The organism is Flavobacterium sp. UBA7680, assembly GCF_002482975.1.
GTDB lineage: Bacteria > Bacteroidota > Bacteroidia > Flavobacteriales > Flavobacteriaceae > Flavobacterium.
This window is the reverse complement of sequence record NZ_DLHA01000029.1, coordinates 195,702-211,947: the sequence shown is the minus strand read 5'-3', so window position 1 is coordinate 211,947 and position 16,246 is coordinate 195,702. Positions and strand designations below refer to the sequence as shown.

The window sequence follows — 16,246 nt, the reverse complement described above, 5'->3', positions numbered from 1 at the left end:
AGAGAATTACCGTTTTCACGATCATGAAAAATTAGCGCATTACGCAAATGCAGCGGCAGATATTGAATTTAACTTCCCATTCGGTTTCAAAGAATTAGAAGGTATTCACTCTCGTACAGATTTTGACTTAAAAGCACACGAACAATATTCAGGAAGAAAACTGCAATATTTTGATCCAGAACTAAACGAAAACTACGTGCCATACGTAGTAGAAACGTCTGTAGGTCTTGATCGTATGTTTTTAGCAGTTTTTGCAACATCGTTGCAAGAAGAAACTTTAGAGGATGGTTCAACTAGAACAGTACTAAAATTGCCAGCAGTTTTAGCACCTACAAAAGCAGCGGTATTGCCTTTAGTTAAAAAAGATGGTTTACCGGAAATTTCTAAAAAAATCATCGAAGATTTAAAATGGGATTTCAATGTGGCGTATGATGAGAAAGATGCAGTAGGTCGTCGTTACAGAAGACAAGATGCATTAGGAACACCATTTTGTATTACAGTAGATCATCAAACTCTTGAAGACGAAACAGTAACAATTCGTCACAGAGATACAATGAAACAAGATCGCGTTAAGATATCTGAATTAAGAGGTATTATTGAAAACGAAGTTTCGATGAAAAACTGGTTGATGAAAATGTAATTTTTTAATTAACATGATATAAATATCCCAAATTCCTCTGTGGAGTTTGGGATTTTTTTAATTTTAAATCCTGCGTTTCGACGACAATTTTAGCATTTCATCCTTATGTATTAACATAATCGATTAATCTATCAACAATAGAATGTTTGGATAATTGAAATGCTTAAATTTAATTGGGCAATTTCTATACCTAAAATATTTTTTTAAAAAGCATTAGAGAAACGCTGTCAGGAAGTTATGAAAAATCAATAAAAGTTAAAGTTGAAGAAGTATTCGTATATTATTGTTGATAATGACGCTGAAAGTGTTTTGAAAACCAGAATCGTTGCAGAAGGTTTTTCAGAATTAACTTTTATTGCTTCAGCTACGAATTACCGTCAGGGACTTAATTTGGTTTTAGAACACCGTCCATCCTTTGTATTTTTAGAAATTGATCCTCAGGATTCACCAAGTCATTTATCACTTTCATTTATTGGCGAATTATATCGGTATTTATCAATTATCCCAAAAATCATTATAACCACAACTAAAAAAGATTTGGCTTTTGAAGCCATTCAATACAACGTTTTTGATTACATCATAAAACCTTTAACTCATATAGATTTACTAAAAACACTTTTAAAGTTCGAAAAGACCCTTTTAGAGCCCAAAGAGGCGCAATCTATAGAAGCCAGACCTGAGATAAGCATTGATAATGAAATTCCTGTTTTAAGGACAGAAAACATTCCTGTAGTAATTCCAGATCAAAATATAAATCAGGAACTGAATAAACCACTTGTAATCTGCATTAAATCGTACGGTGATCATCGTTATATAAACGCAGATGATATTTGTTATTTTCAAGCCGATAATAATTCAACCGATATCTATTTAAATTCAGGCGATATGGTTACGGCCTTCAAAACATTGAAACATTTTGAACAGGTTTTAACCTATCCGTTTATTCGAATTCACAACAGTTATATTATTAATCGCAACTACATTGCAAGAATTCATAACGGAAACTCAGTTTGTTATATAAAAAACTCCACGAAAAAGATTCCTTTTTCAAAAACCTACAAAGCAAATGTCGATTTAATTATTAGTGATTTCTCAAAAGGGAATTACCTAGAGATCTAGTAATTAACTGGTTACATAAATTTGATATCCATTGACTATCAATTGGGTATGTTTTACCACGAAGCTATTTTTTCATATAGATTTTTTTTGGGTATGGTGTTAGTTTTACACCAAGATTCGCTCACCAAAGCAATCTAAAACCCCAAATACAAATCAAAATTAAACACATTAAGAGTTATGAAAAAGACAGCTTTAACATTCGGATTATTTTCTTTAGTAGTAGTAGCAACTTCATTTGCAAACCCAACAATACCAAGTATTGTTTCAAATGAAAAATCAAATATTATATTACCAATTGATGGAGGACAAAAAACAGGTCTGGATAGAAAACAAGATATTATACAGTCAATTGATGGAGGGCAAAAAACAGGTTTAGACAGAAAACAAGATTTTGCAAAAGCCGGTGGATTTGGTTCTGATTCACAATTTACTATTTCAAATCGAAAAAACGACTAATTAAAAAAGTAAAAAATATAAGAAAAGGCTATCAATTGTTGATAGCCTTTTTTTTGTATCTATACTTTTGTTATTTTTGATGAAAATCAAAATATATTGAAAAAATACGGCCAAATATTATTGTTTCTATTCCTAATTTTATTTGGTTGTACCAAGAAAAGCGACTTTTATAAAAATACAAATTCTTCTAAAGATAGTCTGCCTGTTTATTTATCACTGGCAAACGATATTAATTTGCCCTATAAATTTAAGCAGCAGTATAATGAAAAGGCTTTATCTATTATTTTAAATGAAAAAGATGATTCCTTAAATAAAGTAAATTTATTTAAAGTTGCTAATCGATACTACAATATGAATGATTTAAAGTCATACGGACGTATCTCTAAATTAATTGTAAAAAGAGCACAAAACAGCAATGATTCGGTAAATTTAGCAAAAGCATATACTTATCTGGGAGATTATTATAGTGGTCAGTCCATTTCAGACAGTGCTTTTTTGGTTTACTTTAAAGCCGAAAAACTTTATAAACAGATTAATGATAAAACGAATCTGGCTAAAACATATTTAAGTAAAGCGAATCTTCAGTTTAAGGAAAGTGATTTATTTGAAAGTGAAATTACAATTTTTAAAACACTGAAAATACTTAAAGATCAGGAAAACGTAAGCGATCTGCTTTACCAGTGTTATAATCTGTTAGGGATATTATATAATGAACGTGAAGAATATAATAAGGCTTTGGAATTTCACAATAAAGCCTTAAATATTCTGAAAGATAAATCAATTCCGGCAGATTTTCAGCTTAAAGCAACTTCGCTTAACAATATTGGTTTTGTTTACCTGAGCATGAAAAATTATAAGAAATCAAAAATAAATTTTCATGAAGGCCTTCAGCAAAAGAATTTATTTCAGGAAAGTACATCATTATATGCCATGTTGCTGGATAATCTGGCATACTCAAAATTTAAATTAAATGAATTTAAAGATGTTCCGGAACAATTTTACAGGTCTTTGAAAATTAGGGACAGTTTAAATTTGACTTCAGGAATAATTTTAAATAAAATACATTTATCAGAATTTTATGCCGTTAAAAGAGATACCTTTCGGGCAATTCAATTCTCTAAACAAGCTTTAAATCTTTCTAAAAGATCTGATAAATTAAGAAATACTCTCGAAGCCTTAAAACAATTAGCAGCAGTTGATCCCAAAAATGCGTCAAAATATTCTAAAGAATATATTCAGCTTAACGACAAAATGTTAAAAGTTGAACGTAAAATGGGAGAAAAATTCTCTCGTATAGAATATGAAACCAATGAAATAAAAGATCAAAACTCAAATTTGCAAGAAAAGAATAAAACACTGGTTTATGTTTTTAGTATTTGTACTTTGCTGGGCCTGTTCTTTTACGTTTATAAAACACAACAGGCAAAAAACCGGGAATTGCTTTTTAAACAGCAGCAGCAAATTGCAAATGAAGATATTTATAATTTGATGATTTCCCAGCAAAATGAAATTGAAACAACCCGAATTAAAGAAAAGAAAAAAGTAGCACAGGAACTGCACGACGGCGTTTTAGGGCGAATGTTTGGTATCCGTATAAGCTTGGATAGTTTGGATAAAATGGATGAAGAACAAGCGGCTGCGAAACGAAAAAAATATTTAGCAGAACTAAAACATATTGAAGAAGACATTAGAGAAATTTCGCATGACCTAAATAGAGAAAAATCTGAATTAATAAATAACTTTGTCGTAATATTAAAAAAGCTATTTGAAAATCAAAAGAATACATATCCGTCAAAACTGACAACATCTTTTGATTCCCATATAAAATGGGAGCTCGTAAACAATATGGTCAAAATAAATTTGTACCGAATTGTTCAGGAAGCACTTCAAAATTGTAATAAATATGCCAAGGCAGACACGATTAAAGTTGAATTTAAAAGCGAAATTGATCATCTGGTTTTGTCAATAATGGATAACGGAGTTGGATTTAATACCAAACGCACCAAAAATGGTATTGGATTGCATAATATTGAATACCGAGCGGCAGAATGTAAAGGTACCGTTGCCATAAAATCTGCTAAAGGAGAAGGAACACTCTTAGTTATAAAAGTTCCAATTGATCAAAAAATAAACCTACAGACAAATGACACTTAATTTCAAAGCCCCAAATTCGGAATTAACTCAGCCTAACATTTTAATTGTTGATGATCACCCTTTTATCATCGAAGGGTATAAAAATGCAATAACGCGGTATAATCCAAAAGAATATGAATTTATAATTGCGCAGGCACACGATTGTAAATCGGCTTATGATATATTAGAAGATGAAAATACCCCGCAGTTTGACATCGCTTTTTTAGACATCAGTATGCCGGCTTATGAAGAAAAAAACCTTTTTTCTGGCGAAGATCTGGCAAAAATAATCCTGAAAAAAATGCCGTACTGCAAAATTGTTCTATTAACAATGTATACAGAACTGCTTAAAATTAAAACGATTATAAGAACAATTAATCCAAACGGATTAATTATTAAAAACGATCTGACTTTTGATGAATTGCTTTTTGCCTTTGATAAAGTAATGAAAAGCGAAAAATATTACAGTCAGTCTGTTGTAAAAATGCTGAATCAATCTTCTCATAATTCAATAGAAATTGATGAGTTTGATAAACAGATTTTATTTCATTTATCAAAAGGAACCGAAGTTGAGGAAATGCCGCAATACATTCCAATTTCAATAACCGAAATCGAAAAACGCAGAACCAGCCTTAAAGAATTGCTTAAAATACGATCCGGCTCTGATGATGATTTAGTAAAAGAAGCAAAAAGCAAAGGGCTTTTTTAGAATGAAATTTCAAATAAAAAAATTCCAAATTCCAAAACTGATAATCAAGTTGGAATTTGGAATTTTTTATTTGAAAGTTAAAAACTTTATTCACTTAGGGCGTCCCAGCCGCGAGCTTTTAAAGCAATTTTGGTATTGGCACGAGTTACTAAATGAACGCCTTCACTTTCATCGGCCATGTGGCCAATTATTGAAAAGTTTGGATTTCCTTTAATTTTATCAAAATCATTAATATCAATAGTAAAAAGAAGTTCATAATCTTCTCCGCCATTAATAGCAACCGTTGTACTGTCGATATTAAATTCTTCACAAGTCGAAATAAACTGCGGATCTAAAGGCAGTTTATCTTCATATAAATTACAACCCACTTTAGACTGCTTACACAAATGAATAATTTCTGAAGATAATCCGTCAGAAATATCAATCATCGAAGTTGGTTTAATTTCAAGAGCATGCAAAAGTGTGCGAACGTCTGTTCTTGCTTCTGGTTTTAATTGTCTTTCGACCAAATAGGTATAAGGATCTAAATCTGGCTGACTGTTTGGATTTACCTGAAAAACCTGTTTTTCACGCTCCAAAACCTGTAATCCCATATAAGCAGCACCAATATCTCCGGTTACGACTAATAAATCAGTTTGTTTTGCACCGTTTCTGTAAACGATTTCATTTTCATCTGCTTCACCAATTGCCGTAATGCTGATAATTAACCCTTTTTGAGATGAGGTTGTATCACCGCCAATAACATCAACTTTATATTCTTTTGCAGCGTGGGTAATCCCTTCAAATAATTCTTCTAATGCTTCTAATGGAAAACGATTAGAAACTGCAACAGAAACTGTAATTTGAGTTGGTTTCGCATTCATCGCACAAATATCAGACAGGTTTACCACAACCGATTTGTATCCTAAATGTTTCAACGGCATATAAGCCAAATCAAAATGTACGCCTTCAATTAGTAAATCAGTAGAAATAACTGCTTTTTTGTCTTTAAAATCAAGAACAGCTGCATCATCACCAATACTTTTTAAAGTAGATTCTTGTGTAACATCAAAATTTCGGGTTAAGTGGTCAATTAAGCCAAACTCGCCTAATTGTGCTAAACTGGTACGCTGCGGATTTTTATCTTCGATCATTTTTTTTGAGTTCCAAAGTTTGTGAGGGGCAAAGGTACAAAGGTTTTTTTTAAAGATGCTAAGATTCTGAGATTCTAAGTTGTTTTTAAACGCCCTATTTATCCGTAGAGACGCACAGCAGTGCGTCTAAAATCCAGTAACCACAATTTGCTCTCAATACTATTTATTGCTCTCTTTTTCTATAAAATAAATTGAGGTTACGTTGCGTGAGACGCACTGCTGTGCACCTTTACAATGCGTTTCTACCGTGCGTTTCTGCAGCAGGAAAAAAAATATTTTAAAATATTTTTTTCCTGCTGACAAACTGTTGTCACCAGCCCATTTTACTTTTGATGTATAGAAATTTAAAAACTTAAAAATTATGAAAACTTTAGAAGCACAAGTAATTACATCAGAAGATTTATTGAAACACTGGCAAGGTCACCGCGCTCTTACACGTCGTTTAATTGAATTGTTTCCAGAGAAAGATTTCTTTGAATTTTCAATCGCCGGAATGCGTCCTTTTGCAAAATTAGTTGACGAACTTTTAGCAATTGCGGTTCCAGGTTTGAAAGGAATTGTAACTAAAGAAACCGCACCATTCTCAGAAGGAGCAGAAAAATTGATTTTTAAAGCGCAGTATCTTGAAAAATGGGACGAAGCGACAGCAGAAATCAATAAATATTGGGAACAATTATCTATTGAAGATTTCAGCGAAACCTTTAATCTTTTTGGACAATATGAGTTTCCTGTTATTCAAAATATCTTGTATTTTATTGATAATGAAGTTCATCACCGTGGACAAGCGTATGTATATTTAAGAGCTTTAAATATCGAACCACCATTTTTTTGGGAAAGATAATCTGATAAAATTGTAACTTTATTGAATAAATCTAAAATTAATGGCTATGAGTTTAAAAAAGATAATGACCAATTATGCAGATTATAATTTATGGGTAAACCAGCAATTTGTGAATTGGCTTTCGCCGAAATCTGATGAACTGCTGTATGCAGAAGTACCTTCGAGTTTTTCAACAATTGTAAAAACACTGGATCATATTTGGTCTACCGAAGAGTATTGGTTTTCTATTATTGCTGAAACTGAGATGTCAGCAAAGAAACCGGAAACTGAATTGTCTAAAGAAGAAATCTTTGCAGGCTTATTAAATTCATCTACAAAATTGAAACATCTTATTAATTCATTGTCAGAAGAAGATTTAGTTAAAGAAGTTAAAATCGTTAATCCATGGTTTGAATGCGAACAGCCAATTGCCGATTATTTAATCCAGGTTGTCAATCATGGCACTTATCACAGAGGCCAAATTGTAACAATGGGTCGAAACATCGGAATTACAGATGCCTCAAATACAGATTATAATTTTTACAATGTTGTAAAACAGAAATAAAATAAAAAACTCCCGAAAGATAATCTCTCGGGAGTTTTTTTATAAAAGTCTTTTTCTGTTGATTTCCAGTAATTCTAAAGTTCGGGTTTTTAAACTTTCCGGTTCCAATATCGTAGCGTGATCTCCAAACATTAAAAACCAACGCGGAAATCCACTGTCGATATCGCGACACATAAATGTCATTTCTATTTTGTCGCCGATTTCTTTTTCAGAAATAAAACCGTGATACTTTCTTTCAGTTGACAGATATCTTGCAATTTTCTTCTCAATTAATATGCGGACTTTTGTTGTTGGACAAGTTTCTGTTTTAGTCAAATAGGTTTCTAAAGCATCGTGTTCGATTGTAAAATCACAATCTGTTTTTCGAATACCCTGAATTCTGTCTGTTCTAAACTGACGATAATCTTGTCGCAAATGACAATATCCTAAAAAATACCAATTGTTATTATCGTGAAAAACGCCCACAGGCTCTATGTTTCTTTGCGTAGTGGCATCGGTTTCATACGTTTTGTACGAAAGTAAAATTTGTTTCTTCTCTGCAATACCTTCAAAAAGAAGTGCCAAAGTGTTTGGTGAATTATCGTTAAACATGGGTTCGGCCGTCTGCATAACAACACGAGATTCTATATTCGAAACCCAGTCTTTATCCGTACTTCTTAAAACAGATTTCAGTTTATACATCGCCGATGTATAATGACTTCCTAAAGACGGATCGGTAAATTTCTGCATCAATTTCTCCGCAGCAATAAAACTGCTTACTTCTTCACGCGTAAACATTACAGGCGGAAGTCGGTAACCTTCCATCAATGCATAACCAACTCCGGCTTCGCTGTAAATAGGAACTCCTGAAGCTTCAAGAGTTCGAATATCCCGATAAATAGTTCGCAAACTACAATCAAAACGATCTGCCAATTCCTGAGCCTTTACAATTTTTTTAGATTGTAATTGGATAAGAATGGCAACAATTCGGTCAAATCGTTTTGGGCTTTCGTCGAGCATTTTTTTCTTTTGATGTTCAGAGGTTCAAAGATACAAAGGTTCATAGTTTAAATAAATAAGAAATGTGTCCCAAATTAGAACAGATTCATTGGTGAAATTATCCGCAATTTGCACCTGTAGAGACGCACAGCAGTGCGTCTACACAATCTAAATCCATATTTTATTCCGTTTTGTTTTTTTTGTTGTCGATATACTTTGCGTAGACGCACTGCTGTGCGTCTCTACAATTCTGTGTGGGCAAATTGGTTGCAATAGAAGAAATATATTTTCACAAAGTATATGCGTAGAGACGCACAGCAGTACGTCTACGTCCTGTAAATTCACAAAGAAATGTCGATTCTCTTTGCGTAGACGCACTGCAGTGCGTCTCTACAATTCTGCGTGGGGAAATAGGATGTGTAATAGGAAAAATATTTTCACAAAGTATATTCGTGGAGACTGTGTGAGGAAATAGGATGTGTAATAGAAAATATATTTTGACAAAGTATATCCGTAGAGACGCACAGTAGTGCGTCTACGTCCTGTGTATCGACAAAGAAATGATTCCCTTTTGCATCTACACAACCTAAATCCATAATACAAAAAAACAAAAAACCCGATGAATTAATGTCATCGGGTTTAAATCTATATTCTATTCTCTTTATTCTTTCTTCTAAAATAAAAATCTAGTCATTAAGTTTCAAAACAGCCATAAACGCTTCTTGAGGAATCTCAACGTTTCCTACCTGACGCATACGTTTTTTACCTTTTTTCTGTTTTTCAAGAAGTTTACGCTTACGCGAAATATCTCCACCATAACATTTTGCGGTAACGTCTTTACGAAGTGCTTTAATAGTTTCACGAGCGATAATTTTAGCACCAATTGCAGCCTGAATCGGAATATCGAATTGCTGTCTTGGGATTAATTCGCGTAATTTCTCGGTCATTTTTTTACCGATATTGTAAGCGTTATCTTCGTGAATCAATGCAGAAAGTGCATCAACCGTTTGAGCATTTAAAAGAACGTCAAGTTTAACTAATTTTGAAGTTCTCATTCCGATAGGAGAGTAATCAAAGGAAGCATAACCTTTAGAAACCGTTTTTAAACGATCGTAAAAATCGAATACAATTTCCGCCAAAGGCATATCAAAATTCAATTCAACTCTTTCTGTAGTCAAGTAGGTTTGATTGGTAATTTGACCACGTTTTTCAATACATAAACTCATTACGTTTCCAACAAAATCAGCTTTTGTAATGATGGTTGCTTTAATAAAAGGTTCTTCAACTCTGTCTAAACGAGAAGGTTCAGGTAAGTCAGAAGGATTATTTACAACAAAAGCAGTTTCAGGATCTTTTTTGGTATAAGCCAAATACGAAACGTTAGGAACTGTAGTAATTACAGTCATATCAAACTCACGCTCTAAACGCTCCTGAATAATTTCCATGTGAAGCATTCCTAAGAATCCGCAACGGAAACCAAATCCTAACGCCGCAGAACTTTCTGGTGTAAAAACTAACGAAGCATCATTCAATTGCAATTTTTCCATCGAAGAACGCAAATCTTCATAATCTTCTGTATCAACAGGATAAATTCCGGCGAAAACCATTGGTTTTACATCCTCAAAACCTGTAATCATATTGGTTGTTGGCGTTTTTGCATCTGTTAATGTATCACCAACTTTTACTTCTTTAGCTTCTTTAATTCCAGAAATTAAATAACCAACATCACCTGCAGAAATCACATTTTTAGGAACCTGATTTAATTTTAAAGTTCCAATTTCGTCAGCAAAATATTCATTGCCGGTAGCCATGAATTTAATTTTCTGACCTTTTTTAATTTCACCATTTACAACTCTAAAGATTACTTCGATTCCACGAAACGGATTGTAAACCGAGTCAAAAATCAAAGCTTGTAAAGGTTCCTCTTTATTTCCTTTTGGAGCTGGAATTTTTTCAATAATAGCCGCCAAAATATTTTCAACACCAAATCCTGTTTTACCAGAGGCATGAATAATATCTTCTAATTTACATCCTAATAAATCAATAATATCATCACTAACTTCTTCCGGGTTAGCACTTGGTAAATCCACTTTATTTAAAACCGGAATAATTTCCAGGTCATTCTCTAAAGCCAAATATAAGTTAGAAATAGTCTGCGCCTGAATACTCTGCGCAGCATCAACAATCAAAAGAGCACCTTCGCAGGCAGCAATCGATCTCGAAACTTCGTATGAAAAGTCAACGTGTCCCGGAGTATCGATTAAGTTTAAGATATATTCTTCACCTTTATAAGTATATTCCATTTGTATGGCGTGACTTTTAATGGTAATACCGCGCTCGCGCTCCAAGTCCATGTTGTCAAGCAATTGTGCTTTTTCCTCACGAGCTGTAACAGTTTGAGTAGCGCCCAATAATCGGTCTGCCAGTGTACTTTTACCGTGGTCAATGTGTGCAATAATGCAAAAGTTACGTATCTTCTTCATTGTAATATATCAGTTCTCTAAACGAGTTTTAAATCTTTTTTTAGGATGTAAATAACGCAACAGCAATTGCTTTAGCGTATCATATTAAGGCGCAAAGATAGCGCAAAGTTTTGGATTCTGGAATGATGAGCGATTGATAGTTAAAGAGGAGATTCAAATTTAGCCCTAAAACTCAAAATTAAATCCTTTTTCAGTCAGTTTCTTGTAGATTTCAGCATCAAATTTATAGAGTTTTGCGGCTCTGTGCGAAACATCCTGCTGTTTTTCATCGAGTGCCAAAAGCAGTTTCATATGCAGAATTTTTCGGCGGAAATTAGATTTGTCCAATTCAATTCCCAGTATTTCTTCATAAAGATGCATTAATTGCAGTAAAGTAAATTTTTCAGGCAAAAGATTAAAACCAATTGGCGCCTGACGAACGCGGTTTCGAAGCTGCATCAAGCTAAAATCTAAAATTTCATTATGGTCAAAAATTAAATTGGGAACCTCATTAATTCTGCACCATTTTGCTTCACGAACATCCAAACTTGCTTTTACATCATAATCTTCCTGATTTACAAGTGTATAATAACCAATAGTTACAATGCGGCGATCGTGAACACGAGCAGGATTTGTAAAAGCTTTTAGCTGCTCCAGATAAATATTATCCAAGCTCGTAAGTTCGTATAAAATTCGTTGTGCAGCATCATCGGCACTTTCTTCCCTTTTCAGCCAGCCTCCTAATACTCCCCAGCTTCCTTCACTTTCTCCGCCGGCATGCTGAACCAATAGCACTTCAAGACTTTCTTTTTTAAAACCAAAAATGACACAGTCAATTGAAATTCCGTCAATTGCTGTCGCATTATTTAAAGCAGATGTGCCTTCGGTTTTAGAAGTTTTTGTAGAAGATACTGTTGCCATTTTAGCCTTTATACTTGTTTTTTAAAATTCAAAATTAAAACCTTTTTCAGTCAGTTTTTTGTAAATCTCCGAATCGAACTTATATAATTTTGCAGCTCTGTGTGATACATCTTGTTGTTTTTCATCTAAAGCGACTAATAATTTCATATGCAGAATTTTTCGGCGGAAATTTGATTTATCCATTTCAATTCCAAAGATTTCCTCATAAAGATGCATTAACTGCAATAAAGTAAATTTTTCCGGTAAAAGATTAAATCCTATTGGCGCCTGACGAACGCGGTTGCGAAGATTTTGAATACTATAAGATAAAATTTCGTTGTGATCGTAAATCAAATCAGGAATACTGTTGATTTTATACCATTTGGCGTCAGAAGCTGTAAAACCGGCTTTAATATTATAATCTTCTCTTTTTACAAGCGCATAATATCCAATCGTGATAACACGTCGAAGCGGGAAACGATCCGGATCGCCAAAAGCTTTTAACTGCTCCAGATAAATATTATCAAGACCCGTAAGCTCGTTCAATAAACGATGTGCGGCATCATCGGTACTTTCTTTTTTATAAATCCATCCGCCGGGTAAACCCCATTTTCCTTTACTGATACCTTCTGCGTGCTGGACTAAAAGTACTTCCAGACTTCCTTCATCAAAACCAAAAACAACGCAGTCAATCGTGATTGCATTCATTGCATTTTGTTCGCTTTTTGCAACAGAGTCGGCATCTACTTTTTTATCCATATGCGAAATAAATTTTGACAAATTAAACAAATAAAATGCATAACTGTCTTTTTTGATTACTTAATATTTTTTTAACAAAGCAAAAAATTGATAATCAGCTGATTGAAATTAGGATGAAAAATCAAATTTCAAATAAAAATCTTTTAAACGATTGATTGTCAAAATGCTATAGCGTTATTTTTTTGATATTTTTTATTTCGTTTTAATCTTTAATCTTATCGGATTGACAAAAATGAATCCCCATAAATCAGAATAGAAAAAAAATAACCTTAATATTTTGCTAAAATAGAAAAAAAGTTTTACACTTGTAGTCAAATTTACCATAAGATATTTTCAAAATGACTATAAGTTTAAAAAATCAATTTTTAAAATAGTCTTATCAGGTAAATTATAGAGAAAAGAAACTTACACTTTGATCACAATAAACGTAACTAACTTAATTTAAACCAACTCTTATTTACTATGAAAAGCAAATATTGTATTAAAACAACAATGCTCTCGTTTTGCACGACGCTGTTGTTTAGCTTATTTATGATGCAGTCGGCTTTTGCTCAGGCACAATCCCGATCTGTGAGTGGAATTGTAACATCGGCTGTTGACGGAATGGGTATTCCCGGAGCAACTGTTGCAGTTGAAGGAACTAAAATTGGTGCCGCAACCGATTTTGATGGAAATTATAAAATAGAAGCAAAAGCAGGAGACGTTCTTGTTTTTACTTTTATTGGATTTAAAACACAGAAAGTAACAGTAGGAACTCAAAAAACGATCAATGTTACCTTACAGGAAGAAGCTGCAGAATTGAAAGAAATTGTAGTTATCGGATACGGAACACAAAAGAAAAAGGTCAATACTGCCGCAACTTCATTAGTTTCAGGAAAAGATATTCAGCAGGTTGCCAGTCTTGATGTTGTAAATGCTTTACAAGGTCAGGCTTCCGGGGTTTCTGTTACTTCATCTTCAGGACAACCCGGAGCCAATATGGTAGTAAACATTCGTGGAGCAGGTACAGCAGGAAACAGCGATCCGCTTTATGTGGTTGATGGTGTTGTGGTTGATAACGGAATTGGATATTTAGATCCTTCAGTTATTGAAAGGGTTGACGTTCTTAAAGATGCTTCGGCGGCTTCTATTTACGGTGCAAGAGCCGCAAACGGAGTTATTTTGGTGACAACCAAAAAAGGAAAAGACGGAAAAATGAATGTTTCCCTAAATTCATACACAGGTTTTCAGCAGGTTGCCAAAAAACTGGATTTAATGAATACGCAGGAATACACCACAATTGCAAACGAAGCACGTGTAAATTCTGGTTATGCACCATTATACACTCAGGCACAAATTGCAGCATTTCCTAATCACGACTGGCAGGATGATTTGTTCAATGATGGAGCAATCAAACAAAATCATTCCCTTTTAATTACCGGAGGAGATAAAAAATCAACTATCGCAACAGGACTATCTTACTACGGACAAGAAGGAATGATTGGCGGAGTAGCGAATCAATCGCAATACGATCGTATTACTTTTAGTGTAAACTCTACTTCAGAAGTGATTGAAAATCATTTGAAAATTGGAGAAAACTTCACTTTTGCAAATGTAAAAAGCAGCGGAATTGCCGATGACGGAATTTACAGCAACGGTATTAGAAGTTTCTTAAACGCAGCGCCAATCGATGCAGCGTATGATGCCAATGGAGATTTTGCACATTCTGTTATTTCGGCAGATATCAGCAATCCGGTTGGATCTTTATACTATAACAATTTCAACCAAACAAAGAACAATCGTTATGTTGGGAACATTTTTGCAGAATTAAAATTCTTCAAAGATTTTACTTTCAGAACTAGTTTTGGTGTTGATATGACCGATAGTAATTTCCGTTCGTTCAGACCTGTTTATTCTCTTTCTTCAAATGATAATAACACCGTCTCGAGCGTTACTCAAAGCGCAACGAAAAGTTCAGGATGGATTTTTGAAAACACTTTGCAGTATAAAATTACAATTGCAAATGCTCACAACTTTGATGTTTTAGTGGGAACATCGGCAAAAAAGAATACTTCTGATTATATGGAAGGGCAAGGAAGAAATTTAATTTTTGATGATTTCGAACATGCTTATCTGGATAACGCAAAAGATCCAACTTCAAATGTGGTAAAAGGAAATCGTAAAGATTATGCGATTCAGTCTTACTTCGGACGTTTGTTATACGATTACAATAACAAATACCTGTTGTCTGCAACAGTTCGTCGTGACGGATCTTCAGAATTTGGACCAAATAACAAATATGCTGTTTTTCCATCTTTCTCTGCAGGTTGGAATCTTGACAAAGAAAACTTCTTGTCTTTTTTATTCGCAGAAAAAAATGGTTTAAATACTTTAAAATTCAGAGGAAGCTGGGGACAAAATGGAAACGACCAGTTTGCAAGACGTTTTGCTTATATGTCAACCGTAAATTCTACAGATAAAACCTATCACTTTGGTACTGGCGATGAAACATTATTAGTAGGTTCAAGCCCGGATCAATTAGCAAACCGCGATTTAAAATGGGAAACTTCAGAGCAATTAGATTTAGGTTTTGATGCTGTATTGTTTAATAACTTCACTTTGACATTTGATTATTACGATAAAAAAACCAAAGACTGGTTAGTTCTGGCTTCGATTCCAACTTATGCAGGAGCTACTGCACCTTATATAAATGGTGGAGATGTGAGCAATAAAGGTTTTGAAATTGGTTTAGGATATAGAACTCATATTGGAAAAGACTGGAATTTTGGAATCAATGCAAATCTTTCGCGCAACCAAAATAAAGTACTTAAAATTGCCAACAACGAAGGAATTATTCACGGAGAAACAAACGTATTATTTCAAGGTTTAGATGAGATGAACCGCGTTCAGGTTGGAAAACCAATGGGTTATTTCTACGGATTAAAAACCGACGGAATTTTCCAAAATGCAGCAGAAGTTGCAGCGGGCGTTCAGCCAAATGCACAGCCGGGAGACGTTCGTTTTGTGGATTTGAACAATGACGGAAAAATTGATGCCAATGATAAAACTGAAGTTGGAAACCCAAATCCGGATATTAATTATGGTGTAAATCTGGAAGTTTCATACAAAGCTTTTGATTTCTCTATTAATACATACGGAATTGCTGGAGGACAAAACGTTTTTGGAGTTCACGATTATACTCGTGCTTATACCAACAATACAACTGATATCTTAAACAGATGGACAACGGAAGGATCTTCAAACAGAACGCCAAGAGTTACTTACGGAACTGACGCTAACGGAAACTATACTAAATTCTCTGATTTGTACATTCAAAATTCTGATTTCTTCAGAATCAAAAATGCTACAATTGGATGTGACTTAACAAAGCTGACAAACAAACTTAGTTTCTTCACTAAATTCAGATTATATGTTGCCGGAAATAACATTTACACATTCACAAAATATCAGGGAATGGATCCGGAAATTGGTTTTGGAAACGTAAACCAGTCTTGGGCAAAAGGAATTGATGTTGGATATTACCCACAGCCGCGTACATACATGATGGGTCTAAATGTTAACTTTTAAATTAT

General features: G+C 33.8%; 13 protein-coding genes. 8 read left to right on the top strand and 5 right to left on the bottom strand.

What is annotated here, in order from left to right; genetic code table 11:
* The 5 genes from B3C18_RS13100 to B3C18_RS13080 form a co-directional block, all read left to right on the top strand.
* Window positions 1-640, top strand: a 640-nt coding sequence (locus tag B3C18_RS13100) for a His/Gly/Thr/Pro-type tRNA ligase C-terminal domain-containing protein (RefSeq protein WP_291147464.1), incomplete at its 5' end; no start/stop codon positions are given.
* Between the two features lie 261 nt (window positions 641-901).
* Complete coding sequence (locus tag B3C18_RS13095) at window positions 902-1,759, top strand: LytR/AlgR family response regulator transcription factor (RefSeq protein ID WP_291147462.1); 858 nt, start codon at window positions 902-904, stop codon at window positions 1,757-1,759.
* 177 nt (window positions 1,760-1,936) lie between these two features.
* Window positions 1,937-2,215 (top strand): hypothetical protein, encoded by a 279-nt coding sequence (locus tag B3C18_RS13090; RefSeq protein ID WP_291147460.1) that lies wholly within the window; start codon window positions 1,937-1,939, stop codon window positions 2,213-2,215.
* 96 nt (window positions 2,216-2,311) lie between these two features.
* Window positions 2,312-4,369, top strand: coding sequence for a tetratricopeptide repeat-containing sensor histidine kinase (locus B3C18_RS13085; RefSeq protein ID WP_291147458.1), 2,058 nt, complete (start codon window positions 2,312-2,314; stop codon window positions 4,367-4,369).
* Entirely contained in the window at window positions 4,359-5,057 is a 699-nt protein-coding gene (locus B3C18_RS13080) for a response regulator (RefSeq protein WP_291147456.1), read from the top strand. The genes B3C18_RS13085 and B3C18_RS13080 overlap by 11 nt, the downstream gene beginning before the upstream one ends.
* Before the next feature lie 86 nt (window positions 5,058-5,143).
* On the opposite strand, the gene thiL is transcribed toward B3C18_RS13080, so the two are convergent.
* Window positions 5,144-6,190 (bottom strand): thiamine-phosphate kinase, encoded by a 1,047-nt coding sequence (gene thiL / locus B3C18_RS13075; RefSeq protein WP_073485724.1) that lies wholly within the window; start codon window positions 6,188-6,190, stop codon window positions 5,144-5,146.
* 361 nt (window positions 6,191-6,551) lie between these two features.
* Here thiL and B3C18_RS13070 point away from each other — a divergent pair, with 361 nt between their 5' ends.
* Together B3C18_RS13070 and B3C18_RS13065 are read left to right on the top strand one after the other, a co-directional pair.
* On the top strand, window positions 6,552-7,031 hold the full coding sequence (locus B3C18_RS13070; protein WP_291147454.1) for a DinB family protein: 480 nt from the start codon (window positions 6,552-6,554) through the stop codon (window positions 7,029-7,031).
* Between the two features lie 46 nt (window positions 7,032-7,077).
* On the top strand, window positions 7,078-7,575 hold the full coding sequence (locus B3C18_RS13065; RefSeq protein WP_291147452.1) for a DinB family protein: 498 nt from the start codon (window positions 7,078-7,080) through the stop codon (window positions 7,573-7,575).
* A gap of 39 nt (window positions 7,576-7,614) precedes the next feature.
* Here B3C18_RS13065 and B3C18_RS13060 read toward each other — a convergent pair whose 3' ends face one another.
* The 4 genes from B3C18_RS13060 to B3C18_RS13045 form a co-directional block, all read right to left on the bottom strand.
* Window positions 7,615-8,574 carry a helix-turn-helix transcriptional regulator gene (locus tag B3C18_RS13060; protein WP_291147450.1) on the bottom strand — a complete coding sequence of 320 codons (960 nt, stop codon included), beginning with the start codon at window positions 8,572-8,574 and terminating at the stop codon, window positions 7,615-7,617.
* A gap of 665 nt (window positions 8,575-9,239) precedes the next feature.
* Complete coding sequence (lepA, locus tag B3C18_RS13055) at window positions 9,240-11,036, bottom strand: translation elongation factor 4 (RefSeq protein WP_291147448.1); 1,797 nt, start codon at window positions 11,034-11,036, stop codon at window positions 9,240-9,242.
* 165 nt (window positions 11,037-11,201) lie between these two features.
* Window positions 11,202-11,936, bottom strand: coding sequence for an NUDIX hydrolase (locus tag B3C18_RS13050; protein ID WP_291147446.1), 735 nt, complete (start codon window positions 11,934-11,936; stop codon window positions 11,202-11,204).
* Window positions 11,937-11,957: 21 nt separating this feature from the next.
* The gene (locus tag B3C18_RS13045) at window positions 11,958-12,674 is read right to left on the bottom strand and encodes an NUDIX hydrolase (protein ID WP_291147444.1); all 717 of its coding nucleotides are present in this window, start codon (window positions 12,672-12,674) and stop codon (window positions 11,958-11,960) included.
* Window positions 12,675-13,136: 462 nt separating this feature from the next.
* Here B3C18_RS13045 and B3C18_RS13040 point away from each other — a divergent pair, with 462 nt between their 5' ends.
* The gene (locus tag B3C18_RS13040) at window positions 13,137-16,241 is read left to right on the top strand and encodes a SusC/RagA family TonB-linked outer membrane protein (protein ID WP_291147442.1); all 3,105 of its coding nucleotides are present in this window, start codon (window positions 13,137-13,139) and stop codon (window positions 16,239-16,241) included.
* Window positions 16,242-16,246 lie beyond the last annotated feature (5 nt).

Bases quoted from the DNA above. Each gene is read 5' to 3' on its own strand.
- B3C18_RS13045 (WP_291147444.1), bottom strand. From the start codon at position 12,674: ATGGATAAAAAAGTAGATGCCGACTCTGTTGCAAAAAGCGAACAAAAT.
- thiL (WP_073485724.1), bottom strand. From the start codon at position 6,190: ATGATCGAAGATAAAAATCCGCAGCGTACCAGTTTAGCACAATTAGGC.
- B3C18_RS13065 (WP_291147452.1), top strand. From the start codon at position 7,078: ATGAGTTTAAAAAAGATAATGACCAATTATGCAGATTATAATTTATGG.
- B3C18_RS13090 (WP_291147460.1), top strand. From the start codon at position 1,937: ATGAAAAAGACAGCTTTAACATTCGGATTATTTTCTTTAGTAGTAGTA.
- lepA (WP_291147448.1), bottom strand. From the start codon at position 11,036: ATGAAGAAGATACGTAACTTTTGCATTATTGCACACATTGACCACGGT.
- B3C18_RS13050 (WP_291147446.1), bottom strand. From the start codon at position 11,936: ATGGCAACAGTATCTTCTACAAAAACTTCTAAAACCGAAGGCACATCT.
- B3C18_RS13080 (WP_291147456.1), top strand. From the start codon at position 4,359: ATGACACTTAATTTCAAAGCCCCAAATTCGGAATTAACTCAGCCTAAC.
- B3C18_RS13040 (WP_291147442.1), top strand. From the start codon at position 13,137: ATGAAAAGCAAATATTGTATTAAAACAACAATGCTCTCGTTTTGCACG.
- B3C18_RS13070 (WP_291147454.1), top strand. From the start codon at position 6,552: ATGAAAACTTTAGAAGCACAAGTAATTACATCAGAAGATTTATTGAAA.
- B3C18_RS13060 (WP_291147450.1), bottom strand. From the start codon at position 8,574: ATGCTCGACGAAAGCCCAAAACGATTTGACCGAATTGTTGCCATTCTT.